This window comes from Bradyrhizobium sp. 45 (assembly GCF_023073155.1).
Lineage (GTDB): Bacteria > Pseudomonadota > Alphaproteobacteria > Rhizobiales > Xanthobacteraceae > Bradyrhizobium > Bradyrhizobium canariense_D.
This window is the reverse complement of record NZ_JADPIX010000010.1, coordinates 32,004-47,584: the sequence shown is the minus strand read 5'-3', so window position 1 is coordinate 47,584 and position 15,581 is coordinate 32,004. Positions and strand designations below refer to the sequence as shown.

Here is a 15,581-nt window from a genome sequence, read left to right as displayed (position 1 = left end):
AAGAGTGGCGCACATGAGCTCTGGACGATCGCCCAGCGGCATCTAGTCAGCTTCTGGACTCGCCGGATCGGGGGCAGAAATCTGCAGTCCCGCCTCGTTGAGAGCATCCGCAATTTGCTTCGCGAGCAGCTTGGCTTCTTCAATTCCTATTTTTGCGTCTGGGTAATGTGCAAAAAATGCGCAAATGGTCGTGGAGATAATCGTATTCACCTGGTGCGGATCAATCATTCTACGGCACTCGAAAATGCCGCTGCTTATCGCGCGACAATTAGGATGAGATCAGTGAGGAAAAGTCCGGCTCTCATTGCGATGATGATCCCAATCGCGGCAGGTCCGCCTCTTTCTGCGGTGACCGAAAGGGACACGCCTGCTGGGTGTTTCTGAAAGAACGCAATCCCACTCCCAGAAGCGCTATTTGCCCCCAACGCTAAAGACGTTGTGCGGAAGCTCTCAGGCGCCAAGCCGAAGTGGGGCAAGTTTGATGTCTTTCTAGCGCCGACGTGCCACCGCGACGCCGAACAGGAAAGCAACGAACAGGCTGGCAAGCGGTGCTTCGCGCGTGATCGCGGCGACGGTCGCGAGGGGTTTTCCGGGCTTGCGCGCGTCGTCGATTGCGGAGGTCATGCGGTCGACAGCTGCGTGCAGGCCACCTGCGACTTCACCGATGGTGCGGGATACGTCCGTCGCGACATCAATGGCGCGCTCGGCTATGCCGGGATGTGAGGTGGACTGCGGGATCTCCGTGCTCAAGTGCGCGACCTCCGGGCTGATCAAGTGACGGAGGCCGATACCTTTGGCTATCCGCGCGAGCGCTCGTTCTGAACAGCGCATGACCTTTGGCTATCCGCGACAGGCGCCGTGGTTTTACGGCGGGTACCGGCCTTGCATGAGCAATTCGGCGCGCGGGCTTTTGTTCCGAGACGATGCGCCCCCCGCGCCGACCGCCCCCGTGAAACGACGGATGCGAATCTCTGTTAGGCTGGCTCAAGCTTGCTGATCTCAGGAGACAGCTGTGACCGACAGGACCACGACGGATCGAGCCCGGCGCATCGCCTTGCTCGGCGCTCCCATCGACATGGGGGCTTCGCAGCGCGGTACCCTGATGGGCCCTGCGGCGCTCCGCACCGCCGGCCTTGCGACATTGCTCGAGAGCCTGGATTTCGAGGTCGTCGATTACGGCGATCTCTCGGTGGCCGAGCTCCGGGACCTCGCCGACAGGCCCCCCGACAAAGCCAATCACTACCGCGAAATCCAGCGCTGGACACGCGTGCTGAGCCGCAGAGGCTACGAGATCGCGAAAACCGGCGCGCTGCCGATTTTTCTCGGCGGCGATCACACGTTGTCGATGGGATCGGTGAATGCCATGGCCCGTCACTGGCAGGAGCGCGGACGCGAGCTGTTCGTGCTCTGGCTCGATGCACATGCCGACTACAACACGCCGGAGACGACGATCACCGCCAACATGCACGGCATGTCGGCGGCATTCCTGTGCGGCGAACCCGGCCTCGACGGATTGCTCGGCGATGACCCCCGTGCTCCGATCGGTCCCGACCGGCTCGACTTGTTCGGCGCGCGCTCGATCGACAAGCTCGAAAAGGAGTTGATGCGCACGCGCCGGATCAGGGTTGTCGACATGCGCCAGATCGACGAGTTTGGCGTCGCCGTGCTGATCCGCCGCGTCATCGAGCGCGTCAGGGCCAGCAACGGCGTCCTGCATGTTAGCTTCGACGTCGATTTTCTCGACCCCTGCGTCGCACCCGGCGTGGGCACGACGGTGCCGGGCGGCGCGACCTATCGTGAGGCGCATCTGATCATGGAGCTTCTGCACGATTCCGGCGTGGTCGGATCAGTCGACATCGTCGAGCTCAATCCGTTTCTCGACGAGCGTGGCCGCACCGCGCGCACCGCGGTCGAACTGATCGGCAGTCTGTTCGGCCAGCAGATCGCCGACCGGCCGACCCCGAGCAATGCGATCGCGCCGGGCGAGTGACGGACGAGCCGTTTGTGCATTGCGAAGAAGAGAACTGCCGTCGCCGCCACCGGATTTAGATCAGTCCAGATGGAAATCGCCTGTTTTTGAAACAGGTGCGAATTGCAAATGCTCGTCGCAGAATGTTTCATGCGGGTCGCGCTTCAGCCGAGGATCCGCAAATGAGCCGCACGTTCGATGCCGACGACAAACCCGCGGGGACGACTCGCCGCCGCTTTCTGCGCGGCGGTGCTGCGGTGGCGGGTGGTACCGTCCTGGGCGCCCGCGCATCGGTTGCCGCCGAGACCGACAACCTTCCACCCAACATTCCCGAATGGATGAAGGCGCCCGGCGAACCGATGGGAAGCCAGCCCTACGGCGCGCCGTCACCGTTCGAAAAGGGCGTCGTCAAGAACATCTCGAAGACGCTCAAGCAGTACATCTCGGCCTCCAGCCGGACGCCATTGCAGGAGCTCGATGGCATCATCACGCCGAACGGACTGTTCTACGAGCGTCATCATGGTGGCGTTCCGACCATCGATCCGGCCCAGCACCGGTTGATGCTGCACGGGCTGGTCGAGCGCCCGCTGATTTTTACAATGGACGATCTCAGGCGTTTCCCGTCGGAATCGCGCGTCCACTTTCTCGAATGCTCCGGCAATCCCGGCTACAGCAAGCCTTACGGCAAGACCGCGTCGGACCTTGTAGGTCTGGTCAGTTGTGCAGAATGGACCGGCGTCAGCCTCAAGCTGGTGCTCCAGGAGGCCGGATTGAAGCCGGATGCCAAATGGATCGTCGCCGAAGGTGCCGACGCGGCTGCGCTGACGCGCAGCATCCCGATCGAGAAATGCCTTGAGGACGCCATGCTGGTCTACAGCCAGAACGGGGAGCGGCTGCGTCCGCAGCAGGGCTATCCGCTGCGGCTGTTCCTGCCGGGCTTCGAGGGCAATATGAGTGTGAAGTGGCTGCGGCGCCTGCATGTGACTGCGGAGCCGGTTTACTCGCGCGAGGAGACCTCGAAATACACAGACCTGCTGCCGGACGCACCGCGCGTGAATTTTCGTTCTACATGGAGGCGAAGTCGATCATCACGCGGCCTTCGGGCGGCCAGCGTCTGAACGGGTCCGGCTTCCACGAGATCACCGGTATAGCCTGGAGCGGGCATGGCAAGATCGCGCGCGTCGAAGTGTCCGTCGACGAGGGAAAGAGTTGGCAAAGCGCGCAATTGCAGGAGCCGGTGCTGACGCGAGCGTTGACGCGCTTTCGCCTGCCCTGGCAGTGGGACGGCAAGCCTGCCGTGATCCAGAGTCGTGCTATCGACGAGACCGGCTACGTGCAGCCGACGCTCTCCGAGTTGCTCGCGGTGCGCGGCGAGAACTATTTCTACCACAACAACGCGATCTGGCCTTGGCGCATCGCGGCTGACGGCGAGGTGACCAATGCGCTGGCGTGAGACTTGCGGCATTGCTGTCGTCATCGTGCTGTGTGCGTTCGCGAGTGGCGCGCAGGCGCAAGCCCCGTACGGCCTCGGACGGCCCGCGACGGCTGCGGAGATTGCGGGCTGGAATATCGATATCGGACGCGACGGCAGCAATCTGCCGAAGGGAAGCGGCTCGGTGAGCCAAGGGCGCGAGGTGTTCGCCCAGCAATGTGCATCATGCCATGGCGACAAAGGCGAGGGCGGGCTCGGTGACCGGCTCGTCGGTGGGCAGGGCACGATCGCAACGCCAAGGCCGATCCGCACGGTCGGTAGCTATTGGCCGTATGCGCCGACGCTGTTCGACTACATCCGCCGCGCGATGCCGCAGAACGCGCCGCAATCGTTGAGCGATGAAGAGGTTTATGCGGTGTCCGCGTACATCCTGAACCTGAATGGACTGGTCGGAGCGGATGCGACACTCGATGCCAGATCGCTTGCGGCGGTCAAGATGCCGAACCGCGACCGGTTCGTCGGCGACGCGCGGCCGGATGTGAAACACTGAGCGCCTTGGGGCGATCAGGTTCCCGTATCGGCCTGGAACTTGCCTTGGCCAAGGGCGGAACTCGCAGGACGCGATTGCATTAACCTGTGAGAGGAAAAGCCTATGGATTCCACGATGGCAACGGATCGCTTCGCAAACTCCATGTCCTCAGCGCTTCGCCATCCCGGCGTAATCGCGTTGATTGTGGCCGCGGTGACGATTGCTGCGATGCTCATCGTCGATCACGGACCATGGAATCGCGCCAAGACGCAGCCCGCCCACGTTGCGATGTACGCAACCACGGGTGAAGCCGCGCGCGCCGCTGGTGCCAAAATTCTCCCGACCGAACCGCACTCCCCGATCGAGCCGGAGCGGCCGGGGCCGAAGACGTCCCCAACCGTCAATCCAGTGACGCCGTAAGACGCTCTAGCCCTTCCGGCCGTAGTTGAGCAATCCGCCGGTGGTCTTCGGCGGATGCGCGCGCAGGGCTTCCTCGTTCGGATCGGTGCCCCAGCCGGGCCGGTCCGGAATGACCAGATGGCCGTTCTGAATGTCGGGCTCATGCGTGAACAGTTCGCGGTCCCACGCCAGGCGATCGATGTCGATCTCCATGATGCGCAGGTTCGGCACGGCGGCGCAGAAATGCGCGTTCATCATCGAACAGAGATGGCCGTAGAAATTGTGCGGGGCAACGTTGACTTCGAACGCTTCCGCGGCGGCTGCGATCTTCATCGACTGCCAGACGCCGTTCCAGGGCGTGTCGATGATCGCGACGTCCATGGCCTGCTCGCGAAAATAGGGCAGGAATTCCCGCAAGCCCAATAGCGTCTCGCAGGACGAGATCGGATGCGGGCTTTGCCTGCGGATGTAACCGAGCGCTTCCGGATTGAAACTGTCGATCTCGATCCAGAACATGTCGAGGTCCGCGATGGTGCGCAGGATCTCCAGATAGCCCTCCGTCTTGGCGTTGAAGTTGCAGTCAAGCAAGATGTCGACGTCGGGGCCTGCACCGTCCCGGATCGCTTCCAGATGCATGCGCAGATCGCGCAGGATTTTGCGATCGACGTTGATCTCGGGAGCGAAGGGCGAGCCGAAGCCCGGTCGCCAACCGGTCGGTTTGCCGTCATCATAGGAGAAGATGTTGGTTTTGAGCGCGGTGAACTTCTTCTCGCGGACCTCGCGTCCGATTGCCTTGACGCCGTCGAGGTTCTCGATCGGCGGCTTGTACCAGGACGGGTGATTGATCCGCCACGTTGCGCAATGCGACCAATAGACCCTGACATGGTCGCGGATCTTGCCGCCGAGCAGTTCGTAGCAGGGCACACCAAGACATTTCGCCTTGGCATCGAGCAGCGCATTCTCGATCGCCCCGAGCGCCTGCGCCACCACGCCGCCGGCGGCGGGACGCGTGGCCGCGAACAGTTCGGCGTAGATGCGCTCGTGCCGGAAAACGTTCTGCCCGACGACGCGGGCAGACAGGCGCTGGATCGCAGCACCGACGCCGGGCGAGCCGAAGCCCTCGTCGAACTCGCTCCAGCCGACGATGCCGTCCTCGGTTGTCAGCTTGACGAAGTGGTAGTTTCTCCAGCCGGCGTCGCAGGCGAGAATTTCGAGACTTGTTGCTTTCGACGATTTGGTCATGTCGCTCCCTGTTGCCCGGCTGGGCTTTTTTCTTTGGCGGGCGCAAGCCCGGGTCCAGCCACGATTGTTAGGCTAACGGCCTTGCGCAGTGAAGCCTGGCGAGGTGTGCAGGGAAGCCCCTTCCGAACGTTCTATTGGAAAACGCGGGGAATCCGGTGGGGACAGCCATGATCTTGCCCGGGATCGTCCTGAAAAGGCGCCATGCTCTGACGTTTTTGGCCACAATCGGGATCGATCTTCCGGCCATGAGATTTCTGGCTGTGATTACGATCCTGGCGCTGCTCACGATGAGTGGAGCCGCCATTTCCGATCAGTTTCTGACGGCCGATCAGCACGTCGCGCACGGGGTGGAATAGCGCGGCGGCGTATACGTTTTTGTCTTGGGGGAGACAGCGATGCTTTCGATCGACCAATTCCTGCGCTTCATCAGCGTGCCGGCTGTGTTCGCGGCCTTCATCATCGCCTCGCAGATCTCGGCAGTCTTGTCGCAAGGCTAGTCAAAGGCTAGTCAGCCCATCAATGACGAGCCGAGCAGGGCGAGCACAGCCAGCGCCATCAACGCGGTGCCGAGCCAGCCCAGCGCGACGAGCCATGACCGGCCCTTGAAGCGACCCATGATCGCCTTGCTCGAGACGATCAGCATCATCATGGCCATGATCGGAACGGCCACGATGCCGTTGAGCACGGCGCTCCAGACCAGCATGTGGATCGAGTCGATGCCGGTGAACCCGAGACCGAAGCCGATGATGGTGGCGGCGGCGATGATGGTGTAGAAGCCGACCGCCTCGTCGGGCTTCGCCTCCAGCGTCGCGCGCCAGCCGAAGATCTCCGCCACGCCGTAAGCGGCCGAGCCCGCCAGCACCGGAATTGCGAGCAGGCCGGTGCCGATGATGCCGATCGCGAACAGGGCGAAGGTGAAATCGCCGGCGAGCGGCCGCAGCGCCTCGGCGGCCTCCGTCGCCGAGTTGATGTTGGTGACGCCATTCGCGTGCAGCACCGAGGCGGTGGTGAGGATGATGAAGAAGGCGATGCCGTTGGAGAGCAGCATGCCGGAGAGGGTGTCGGCCCGGATGCGCGCCAGCTCCGGACTGCCGCCGCGCTTCAGCTCGCGCAGCGGCTTGTCGCGCTTGCCCTGGTTCATCTCCTCGACCTCCTGCGAGGCCTGCCAGAAGAACAGATACGGGCTGATCGTGGTGCCGAGCACGGCGACGACCATCATGAAATAGTCGGCGCTGACATTCGTCTTCGGCCACACCGCCGCGAGCAGCGCCGTGCTCCACGGGATCTTCACGGTGAAGGCGGTCGCGACATAGGCGAACAGCGCCAAGGTGAGGAATTTCAGCACCGGCGAATAGCGCCGATAGGGCAGGAACACCTGCAGCAGGGTCGAGCCCGCCGCGAAGATCAGCGCGTGCTCGTGGTTGAGGCCGCCGATCACCAGCGAGAGCGCCTCCGCCATCGCCGCGATGTCCGCGGCAATGTTGAAGGTGTTGGCGGCGACCAGCATGGCGACGAGCGACAGCACCGCCCAGCGCGGCGCGATCTGCATGACGTTGGCCGCCAGCCCCTTGCCGGTGACGCGGCCGATCCGGGCGCTGACGAGCTGGATCGCGATCATGAACGGCGTGGTCAGAAATACCGTCCAGAGCAGTCCGTAACCGAATTGCGCGCCGGCCTGCGAATAGGTGGCGATGCCGGACGGATCGTCGTCGGCGGCCCCGGTGACGAGACCCGGCCCCAGCCTCTGCAACAGCGACGGTGCGGATTTCGTGGGGCTGACGGCATCGTCGGTCATGGCAGGAGGGGTCTCGGTCGGGGCGCGTCCTTCACAAATGCTAATGAGGGAACAAGGTTCCCGGGCTGCGGGTAAGGCGCGCCTCGCTGATTTCTGAAAAAGCTAATTTTGTTTGACTCGTCGGGCAAAACACCTGTATAAGTGCATCATCGAAGAATACCCGGTGCAGCGTTGGCACGCATTCCGAGCGCGACCGGACTGCGATGGCCGGCCAGTGCGCAACCCGCGCACCGGCGAGACGTTTGTCTCCTGAGCGCGTGCGGTCGGGACTATTTGATGCTGACGAACATGCCCCAGGCGCCGGCCAGCGCGGCGCCGGCAAAGACGATCAGCGGGTTGTTGCAGAACGCACTGCCATAGGTGCACATGGTGACGCCGAACGAGCCGATCTCGTGATGGCTCGCGGAGTAGAACAGTCCCGACAGTACCAGCAACGCGGCGGCGACGTAATACATCGATGATCTCTCCGGCCCTTGCCCGATTGCGTTGGTCGCAAGGGACATTGTCCAGCATGGCGCGAACCAATTGCATCCTGGCGAACCCGCCCTGCTGCATTTGAACTAAAGTCGACCAATCCCGGGAGATGCCGTCCCAGCGGGCCGCAATCTGAACGTGCGATCGGGGCCAGAACATCTGCGCGGGAACTGTTGGACGCGCTCTCCATTAACGAACACGAACAGTCGGACCAATCGAGGGGAGTGGCCCATGGGCACCGAGCGGATGCACCCTCCGCGCTACTGGCGGATGCGGGCGGAAGAATTTCGCACCAAGGCGGACAATTGCGAGTACCCCGAGACGCGGGACGTGCTGCGCAAGGTGGCGCAAAATTACGACGAACTGGCCCGCCGCGCCGCGCGCATCTGCACCGTCGAGAGCCTGGACGAACTGCGGGGGGGGCGCCAACAGCAAGCCGGTTTGATCGTTCAGGGCAAACCCGCTTGATGGTTCACGACGAAGCCGATGATCGGCGGGCGCGATCATGGGGCGTCTAGGCCGTCGCTTCCATCAGAAGCGCTGCCCGTGCGATTTGGAACGAATGTCCACTTTGGTACTTAGGAACTCAGTCCTCCAACGAGGGATGAGATGAGCAGCGAACAGCAAGCAGGCCCGGCAACGAGGCCGGATCAGCATTACAAGCCGGGGCCGGCGTGCCCCAAATGCGAGAGGGGCACGCGCTGCCTGACCTCGATCTTCGACGTGAGGCGCGATTGCTCGATCCTGATCTATCGGTGCGATTCGTGCCGCGAGGACGTCTGGATTTGAGCGCGCGCCGTCGTCGGCCCATCTGCGGGACGCCCCGTCGGAGATCTCATAGCAATCTCGGATAGGAACTTCGCGGGTTTCGCCCGCTTGTCGCCTGCATCGACCACGCAGGCGAGACAGCTTCTAATCATGCAATCACGCTACCCGTTGTTGAAGAAGTGGACAGCGGAAGAGCACGAGCGGCTGAAGGCGTTGGCCGAAGCGGGCTCGCGGCCGGACGAGATCGCCGGCGAGCTTGGTCGCAGGGAAGCGGCAGTGAGGGTGCGCGCCTGGCAGCACGGCATGGCGCTGCGCCTCGTCACGCAGAAGCGCGGACCCTGAAGACCGGCTGGGTCGAAGGCGGGCATCCCGCCCTGTGTTCACTTGTGAACGGTCCTCAATCGTCTCTCGACGACGTACTCTGCGAATGGGCAGCAACACGGGAGCTTGTCATGCTCACCCGCGAGGACTTCGAGACGGATCTCGACCGGCAGAAAATGCACCAGCTCGATGCAAGCCAAACGACACGACAATTGCTGCGCCGTTCGCGGGAGCAGATCGCGGCATCGATCTCACTGCTTCAGCAGCAAGTTCCGAAGATCTGGCACCCTCAACCTCCAGAACGATAGAAACCTCTTCCGCCGTTCCCGCGTTTGCGCGCATGGCGGATCAAGACACCAGGCAGCGGCCGATTTGTGCTGCGTGCAACAAACCCATGACATTCATCGACGCGGTGAGTTCACCGGACGGCGCGATGGCCATCTTCCGGTGTTCCGGCTGCAACAAGCTGTCTTGGGAGAAGCCCAGCAAGATCAAAACTAGGCCGTCGAAAAGAAACGGCCCCAGCCCGGGGGGCGAGCTGAGGCCGTGGGGGGCGCCGGTCGTGCATCCGGACCGACGCACCGATAACCCTTTGGCCCGAGGAGCTGTTCCTATTTCAGGCGACCATGGACATGGCGCGGCCCGATGAAACACGCCTGAAACAGTGCTGAAACCAGATAGTCTCGAACGTCCCGCCGGCTGCGTCCGACCAACCTAGCGAAAAGGAGATCATCATGATCCAGGTTGGTTCGAAGGAAGAAGTCGCGTTTTTGCTGGCGCTGTTCGGCACCCACACCCAGCCGGTCAAGCGGCCGGCGAAATCGCGGCAGGCGTGAGGCGCTGATCCCATGCCAGGCTTGGCCGAATGCCAGAGCCTCTTGCGGCTTCTGATCGCAAGGGGCGACCCGAAGGCCATCCCGCTCGCGACAGGCGCCATCGATCAATATCTGAACACCGCGCCGGTGTGCATGCGCGGCCGTGGCCTGCGCGTGCTCCAGCGCGACGCGCTCGACCAGCATGGCACTGCGGTCGGCGTGCAGCGCTCGTTCGCGGAAACGGTGGATGCCTAAATCGTCGGGAAGCTTGCGGAGGAGTGAGGGGGCCGAATGTCGTTTCGCCCGTGTCGCTTCCGGCTTCCTGAAGAGGCACGAACGCGGCAGGAGGGAACCGGGAAGTTCCCGGAACCCATTGATCCCCCGTAGATTTTTTTGCGGCTCCAGAAACCCTTTGTCCGCTTCGGACCTATTAGGGCAAAGGATGCTGCAATGCCCCGATATTATTTCGACCTGCGCGACGACACCGGTGTAGCGCTCGACGAGGAAGGCTTGGAGCTGGCCAGCTGGCGCGCCGTTCAGGCGGAGGCCGCCAAGTCGGTCGCGGACATGGCGCGCGATGCCATCCTCTCCGCGCCTGCCGCGGGCGGCAGGCAGACGATGGCGATCGACGTTCGCGATGCCAGGGGTCCCGTGATGCAGGTCAAGTTCTCGTTTGCGATCGAGACCTTCAGGACGCCTGCGGTATCACGCGATCATTGACGCGTGAGAACGCCCGGCGGGGATGACTCGGGCTCGAGCACGGCGATCTTGCGGCCGAGCTGCCAGACCTCGACCTTGCCGTGCCGCGTGAACTGCTGCGCGAAGGTGAGGGCGATCGCATCCGACGCGGCCTCGAACGCTTCGGCGGAGCGGAACACGCCGTTGTCGCCGACCAGGTAAGCGCGATATTGCTGGGTCATGTCGGCGGCCTCAGCCCCGGCGATTGCAGCCAGGCGGCAATATGCATGGCGGTCTCGTCCTGCCGCGCCTGGCGCAGCAGCATCTCGCGGCGGCGCCCCGGCGCGAGCGTGCGCGCCTCCTCGCGCAGCCGCGCGGCCTCCGCGGCGAGCCGTTCGTCGAGTGTCGTGGTCTGCTTGAATCGTCGTCGCTTCTGCATGCACGTCTCCCTCGTTCGCGTGGGGCGGGAGCGCTGTTGGGCGTTCTCATCACCGGCAGATGCCAATGGATAAAGCTTACAGCCGTCGTCTGAGAAGAAGACATATCATATGATATGTCGGTGGATTAAATTGCGAGAGCAGGTTCAGTGGTTTGAGCGGGTTACTCAACTTGAGGCAATGTTCACTTTTGGACAGAGGCGAGCTCAGCTCGGGCGGGAAGGGACGCGCCGGATGATCAGCGTGGAATGTGTGGTCTCTGCGCCGGCTCGAGCGCTGCCCAGCTCAGTGCAGCAAAGCCGATGTCATCGTCACGCGCGAGAAGATTTCAGAACAACGTGCGTGTGGCTCGCCACCCGATGCGGGCGAGAGGATGAGTTGACAGTGTTCGCGTTTGTTCTAGCAAGGCAAAAATTCACCTCGGGGCGAAGAGCAGTGTATCTGATCTCGCTCCCAAAATTTGTGCGGGGTAGCCGATGAGCAATTCACTGCTCGCTTTGGTCCTTTTGGACACGCCGGCAACGCCGGACATGGCGGCGCTTGCGAAGGCCCTCCGCGCCCGACATCCTGAACTGGCAACTGAGGTTGCAGAGCATGGAGACGCGCAACAGGCTCAGGCAAACTCGTCGCTCATTCGCTGTGGCAACGAGCTTGTTGCCGTCATGTCGATGCCGGCGCCCATTCCTGACGATCTCGGCTTGTGGTCGCGCGCTTCCACGACATGGCCGCAGGCCAAGGCGGCCGCGGCGCGACATCGAGGGCATCTGATCGTCTCTGTGCTTGGCCAAAATCAGCGTCCGTTGCCCGCCGCTCGTCTCACGACTGCCGTTATCGGCGCATTGATTGCGACGGTGCCGGAATGTTGCGCTGTTGTATGGAATGGCAAGGTCGCACGATCCGCCGATCTATGGTTGGACATGTCCAGCCGATCGTTTGCGCCGTATCCAGACTATCCTTCCTCACTGTGGGTGGACATATTGCCGTTCCGATCAAAGACAGGCATCGGAGCGGTAACGATGGGGCTGTCAGCATTCGCTGAGCGTGAAATCGAGTTCGAGACCCACAAGCTGACACTTCCCACGCTGGTCAATAAGGTGGACGGTCTTGCCGTCTATCTGGTTGAGCACGGGCTTGTGGTCAAAGACGGCGATACGTTTGGTCGCGACTCGCGCGAGCGCTTCTCGGCTCGTTATCAGGCCTCCGATCGATTCGAAGGCTTGCCCGTTCTTTTCTGTACCGATGGTTCGGCATAATTGACTGTAACGATACGCGGAGAGAGTTGCGCGCGTCCCATTCAGGATACGTCATTTGACACGTCGGGCAAAACACTGGCAGAATGGCATGATCGAGATGAATTTGGATCGAGCCCGCGGGGGTTGCCGCGGGCTTTTTTGTTGGCAGTTGATGGCCGTTCTTCGTCGTGCCCCGATGGGCATGATGTTCAATGGGACGTAGTCATGGGCGCGGATAGGGCAGTTTCTATTGCGAAACGACCCAGAGCGCGAAACCACAGCTTTTACGAAATGGGTCCCTACTACAGCGTGGGAGGCAAAGGGGGTATTGGCTCGAGGACGAAAGTATCCTTCCTCCGTACAGGGTATTCCGTCTGCCGGCTTCTACCGCGCCTGCGCGGTTCGTGTTTGATAAATCGGCTGGCAGCTCGCCAATTGACCTGGAGCCTTACTACGGCTGGTGGCTCATTTCGGGTCGGACAAAAGCAGTATTGGAGTGGCTTGATCCGGAGGCCTTTGTGTTTGTGCAGTGCACGGTGCGAGTGCCGCATGGTAGCTACGATGGCCCGGACTATTGGCTCTGCGATGTTGTTCGCGTCCTTGATGCACTTGATGAAGCGCAATCGCGTTTGACCATCCGAACTGAGGACGATCCTCGCTCCCTCAAATTTGGAAAGAAGGTCTACTTGACCATGCTTGGCTCCAAGCTGAGGCTGCAGTCGGCAAAGCGCATATCTTTCGTATGGCTCATAGCGAGGCTGACGTCGTATGCGATCAAGACATGAAGGATGCCTGCAAGTCGGCCGGTCTGATGCATAGTCAGTGCAGGCCATACTAAACTGTCGGGGCAGCTTAATCCTGGGGACACATACCGTGCAGATTAAGCTACCCGAAACGGACCTCAAATCAGCCCAGAGCCTCCTAACCATTGAACTCAAGGATGGTAGCGGCCAGCACGTGGGCCAATACTTCTTCGGAAAGGGACACGGCCGAACGGTTTTCCTGTTCGGCAAGTACAAGGGCGCCTTCAAAACGCACGCTGAGTGTCAGGCCTTCGTCGACGGCGTTCTTGCAGTGCTCTTCCCCTGAGAGTGGGTAGCAGCGACTGCCCTGAAAGGAGTGGAATGCTGGCGAAGGAAGCTCGCCGAAGCGGAGATACCAGATCGATAGAGGTTTGACATGATGCCTCCAGAACAGACGGGTGCGAACCCTTTACTGCGCGACCACACCCTTGACGCCCACATGGCGGCTTCTTCGACCTTGGTCTTGGAAAGGTCGAGCTCGCGGATCGGGTTGCCATTGGGCGCGAGAAAGGCGATCAGATCGAGGAACGCGGCCTCGGCCGCCCTGATCTCGCCTATGCGCGGGCGCTTGCGGTCGTTGAGTTCGACGCCGCCCAGCTCGGTCACAGCCTCGCTTGCGTCTGCCGGCGGCGCCTGATCGGCCCGCATCTCCGGAGGCTTGGCGTTCGTCTTCGCGTTCATGGTTGCCTCTCGTGGGATTAGAGGAAGTCACCGCCGAAATGATCTTCGAGCTCGTTGTCGCGGCGGTCGTAGATCACCAGCGTTTTGAGTTTCTTGGGCCGGACTTACTTCTGACCAGCAGCGGATCGACGCGATTATCCAACGACGACGTGATGAAACCGGCGCGCATCGAATGTCCGGAGAAGGCCGCCTCGTCGAGGCCGGCGGCCACGATCGGGCTTCGCGATCCGCGCGACGGATCTGTGGGACTGGGCGCCGACGGGGCCGTGTCAATCGACTTCGCCGAAGACCGAGCTGCCATTGGCCGAAAGGCGGGCAATCTCGCATCGATCGTCAAGGAGAGCTGTTTGTAAGTCCGCCCCATGGCAACACCTCCAGATGGAAGTGTTGCACTTCGTTTGTGAACTCAGGAGACCTTTCCGCCTCGAGATAGGCCCGCACCGCGGCCATCGGGTCGACGAAAGCGCCAGGAACCACTAGTCTGCAACGTCAGTCGAGGATCTCACCGGGACCGCCCTCGGAAAGAAAATAGCCGTGAGGTTGCCGATCAACAAAGGACTCGATCTGACGCCTGCGCAGTGGACTGCAGCTGGTGCCGGGCTTTTTTAGTGGTCGTGGCTCGAATACTTGTCTTCGAAGGCTACATCCCGCGAAACTGGGCGATAATCCTGGTCATCATTGGATTTGGTGTGCCGCCCGCTTTGATCGGCTGGCCCAGGAAACGCACGATCTCCCAGGCTCAATGAGGCGGAGGCAGGCCACCGCCGCCGGCTGGAGTCCGTTAAGGGCGGACCCATAGCAGACCTCAGACATAGCTGCCCCTGAGGTAGCGGACAGGATTTCAATGCGTATGCGGCGCCGCCGAACCCGTTTTAGATCGCACGATGTAGGCCTTCCGCAGTCGTAGAAGCGGTTTCTCGAAGAACTCGAATGACAGCCCCGCCAACGGTGCGAATGCCGCGAAAAGCACGCTCGCAGCTGGGAGTGCCCACCAAAAATTGGCGTCTTGGCCGGCACGGTCTTCGATGAGGGGTATCGAGACTTCGCGCAGGAAAAAATGCAGGAGATAAATCGAATATGACCACTCTCCGACCTTGCGAAGGCAGAGATCAACCTTTGGAGGAACGCTTATTCCTGAGTTGTCGTACCACGCCACGAAACTGCCAAAGGCGACGGCCTGCGCCGACGGTATTATTATCCACAATGCTGAGGGAGACGGATAGGCCCCATCGAGGTTGAAGAAGCCGCCCTTGGCATCGAATATTTGCCAGAAGACCAGGAACAGCAGCCCACACGTGAAAGCCAAGATGCGACGTGCCTTTACGCCAAGTCCAGCCGTTGCGAAGAACATGCCCATAAGAAATTGGTCGATCGCCCCGACAATGGTCCAATACGCCACGAGCTGGACCTCTCCGTATTTTACCCAGAGGAGCGCACGCAGGCAGAGGCTTAGACAGATGCCGATGAGTAGGGCACAAGGCCCAAAGCGGTTGCTCAGCGCAAGTAGGTACGGGAACAGCAGGTAGAAGTGAAATTCGACCGTGATTGACCACGCTCCGTTCGGCAATGTCGGCAACAGGACTCCGCGCCAGATCTGATTAAAGTAAATTGGAGACCCAACGTGAAGCTTGCTAAGAATATACCAAGCGACCAAAGACCCGGCGAGCAGAGGTACTAATCTTACTGCTCGACTCCAAAGAAACGCGGGATAGTTGATCGCTTGCCCGTTGACCAGCTTGGCGAATAGGTAGCCACTCAGTGTCATGAAGAGCCCAACGCCAACGTGGCCCTCTTCCACCAGCGCGAAAGGGAACGGCGGCACGGTCGAGAACGGCACCGGAAATTGAGTAGTTAAATGGGTGAAGTGCCACACGAAAACGAGGTAGGCCGCCAGAGCTCTTATGTGATCGAGGCGAGAAAAATATAAGCCACTGCTGGATTTCATGAAATCACGAACCATGCTCGGTCTAAATTGACCAGATATGCTAGGACCAAGTCTTCGGTCT

At 61.4% G+C, this 15,581-nt stretch carries 21 protein-coding genes and 1 pseudogene; 13 read left to right on the top strand and 9 right to left on the bottom strand.

What is annotated here, in order from left to right:
* Positions 1–42: 42 nt before the first annotated feature.
* Positions 43–228, bottom strand: coding sequence for a hypothetical protein (locus IVB42_RS01845; RefSeq protein WP_018454877.1), 186 nt, complete (start codon positions 226–228; stop codon positions 43–45).
* Between the two features lie 261 nt (positions 229–489).
* Positions 490–750, bottom strand: a complete 261-nt coding sequence (locus IVB42_RS01840; protein ID WP_247384045.1) for a hypothetical protein — start codon at positions 748–750, stop codon at positions 490–492.
* Positions 751–1,012: 262 nt separating this feature from the next.
* Here IVB42_RS01840 and rocF point away from each other — a divergent pair, with 262 nt between their 5' ends.
* From rocF to IVB42_RS01820, 4 genes and pseudogenes are all read left to right on the top strand, one after another.
* Positions 1,013–1,990: an arginase gene (gene rocF / locus IVB42_RS01835; RefSeq protein ID WP_026232832.1), complete on the top strand. Its 978-nt coding sequence runs from the start codon at positions 1,013–1,015 to the stop codon at positions 1,988–1,990.
* A 161-nt stretch (positions 1,991–2,151) separates the two neighbouring features.
* A pseudogene (soxC, locus tag IVB42_RS01830) lies at positions 2,152–3,422 on the top strand (sulfite dehydrogenase).
* Positions 3,409–3,951, top strand: a complete 543-nt coding sequence (locus IVB42_RS01825; protein WP_247361409.1) for a cytochrome c — start codon at positions 3,409–3,411, stop codon at positions 3,949–3,951. The pseudogene soxC and the gene IVB42_RS01825 overlap by 14 nt, the downstream one beginning before the upstream one ends.
* 102 nt (positions 3,952–4,053) lie before the next feature.
* Positions 4,054–4,350, top strand: coding sequence for a hypothetical protein (locus IVB42_RS01820; protein ID WP_247469649.1), 297 nt, complete (start codon positions 4,054–4,056; stop codon positions 4,348–4,350).
* Between the two features lie 6 nt (positions 4,351–4,356).
* Here IVB42_RS01820 and IVB42_RS01815 read toward each other — a convergent pair whose 3' ends face one another.
* Positions 4,357–5,571: a mandelate racemase/muconate lactonizing enzyme family protein gene (locus IVB42_RS01815; protein ID WP_085350649.1), complete on the bottom strand. Its 1,215-nt coding sequence runs from the start codon at positions 5,569–5,571 to the stop codon at positions 4,357–4,359.
* Positions 5,572–5,738: 167 nt separating this feature from the next.
* Here IVB42_RS01815 and IVB42_RS01810 point away from each other — a divergent pair, with 167 nt between their 5' ends.
* Positions 5,739–5,927, top strand: a complete 189-nt coding sequence (locus IVB42_RS01810; protein WP_247296981.1) for a hypothetical protein — start codon at positions 5,739–5,741, stop codon at positions 5,925–5,927.
* Positions 5,928–6,079: 152 nt separating this feature from the next.
* Here IVB42_RS01810 and IVB42_RS01805 read toward each other — a convergent pair whose 3' ends face one another.
* Positions 6,080–7,366, bottom strand: a complete 1,287-nt coding sequence (locus IVB42_RS01805) for a divalent metal cation transporter (protein ID WP_018454868.1) — start codon at positions 7,364–7,366, stop codon at positions 6,080–6,082.
* A 269-nt stretch (positions 7,367–7,635) separates the two neighbouring features.
* Entirely contained in the window at positions 7,636–7,821 is a 186-nt protein-coding gene (locus IVB42_RS01800; RefSeq protein ID WP_018454867.1) for a hypothetical protein, read from the bottom strand.
* 250 nt (positions 7,822–8,071) lie between these two features.
* Here IVB42_RS01800 and IVB42_RS01795 point away from each other — a divergent pair, with 250 nt between their 5' ends.
* The 5 genes from IVB42_RS01795 to IVB42_RS01775 all read left to right on the top strand — a co-directional run bounded on the left by IVB42_RS01795 (position 8,072) and on the right by IVB42_RS01775 (position 10,464).
* A complete protein-coding gene (locus IVB42_RS01795) occupies positions 8,072–8,308 on the top strand; it encodes a hypothetical protein (RefSeq protein WP_204511901.1) in 237 nt (78 codons plus the stop codon).
* Positions 8,309–8,758: 450 nt separating this feature from the next.
* Entirely contained in the window at positions 8,759–8,950 is a 192-nt protein-coding gene (locus IVB42_RS01790) for an SANT/Myb-like DNA-binding domain-containing protein (RefSeq protein WP_247469647.1), read from the top strand.
* A gap of 110 nt (positions 8,951–9,060) precedes the next feature.
* A complete protein-coding gene (locus tag IVB42_RS01785; RefSeq protein ID WP_198293354.1) occupies positions 9,061–9,237 on the top strand; it encodes a hypothetical protein in 177 nt (58 codons plus the stop codon).
* A gap of 540 nt (positions 9,238–9,777) precedes the next feature.
* Entirely contained in the window at positions 9,778–9,999 is a 222-nt protein-coding gene (locus IVB42_RS01780; RefSeq protein ID WP_247410233.1) for a hypothetical protein, read from the top strand.
* 195 nt (positions 10,000–10,194) lie between these two features.
* Complete coding sequence (locus tag IVB42_RS01775; protein WP_247410232.1) at positions 10,195–10,464, top strand: hypothetical protein; 270 nt, start codon at positions 10,195–10,197, stop codon at positions 10,462–10,464.
* Here IVB42_RS01775 and IVB42_RS01770 read toward each other — a convergent pair.
* Positions 10,458–10,664: a hypothetical protein gene (locus tag IVB42_RS01770; RefSeq protein ID WP_085361080.1), complete on the bottom strand. Its 207-nt coding sequence runs from the start codon at positions 10,662–10,664 to the stop codon at positions 10,458–10,460. The two genes, IVB42_RS01775 and IVB42_RS01770, sit on opposite strands and share 7 nt — an antisense overlap.
* Positions 10,661–10,861, bottom strand: coding sequence for a hypothetical protein (locus IVB42_RS01765; protein ID WP_018454858.1), 201 nt, complete (start codon positions 10,859–10,861; stop codon positions 10,661–10,663). The genes IVB42_RS01770 and IVB42_RS01765 overlap by 4 nt, the downstream gene beginning before the upstream one ends.
* Positions 10,862–11,335: 474 nt before the next feature.
* Between IVB42_RS01765 and IVB42_RS01760 the strand changes: the two genes are divergently transcribed.
* Both IVB42_RS01760 and IVB42_RS01755 read left to right on the top strand, forming a co-directional pair.
* Entirely contained in the window at positions 11,336–12,112 is a 777-nt protein-coding gene (locus tag IVB42_RS01760; RefSeq protein WP_247361426.1) for a DUF4261 domain-containing protein, read from the top strand.
* A gap of 383 nt (positions 12,113–12,495) precedes the next feature.
* Entirely contained in the window at positions 12,496–12,876 is a 381-nt protein-coding gene (locus tag IVB42_RS01755) for a DUF1629 domain-containing protein (protein WP_346015392.1), read from the top strand.
* A 261-nt stretch (positions 12,877–13,137) separates the two neighbouring features.
* Here IVB42_RS01755 and IVB42_RS01750 read toward each other — a convergent pair whose 3' ends face one another.
* Entirely contained in the window at positions 13,138–13,575 is a 438-nt protein-coding gene (locus tag IVB42_RS01750; protein ID WP_247361429.1) for a hypothetical protein, read from the bottom strand.
* Positions 13,576–13,613: 38 nt separating this feature from the next.
* Here IVB42_RS01750 and IVB42_RS01745 point away from each other — a divergent pair, with 38 nt between their 5' ends.
* Entirely contained in the window at positions 13,614–13,928 is a 315-nt protein-coding gene (locus IVB42_RS01745) for a hypothetical protein (protein WP_247361431.1), read from the top strand.
* Between the two features lie 488 nt (positions 13,929–14,416).
* On the opposite strand, the gene IVB42_RS01740 is transcribed toward IVB42_RS01745, so the two are convergent.
* Positions 14,417–15,535, bottom strand: coding sequence for an acyltransferase (locus IVB42_RS01740; protein WP_247361434.1), 1,119 nt, complete (start codon positions 15,533–15,535; stop codon positions 14,417–14,419).
* Positions 15,536–15,581: the final 46 nt, after the last annotated feature.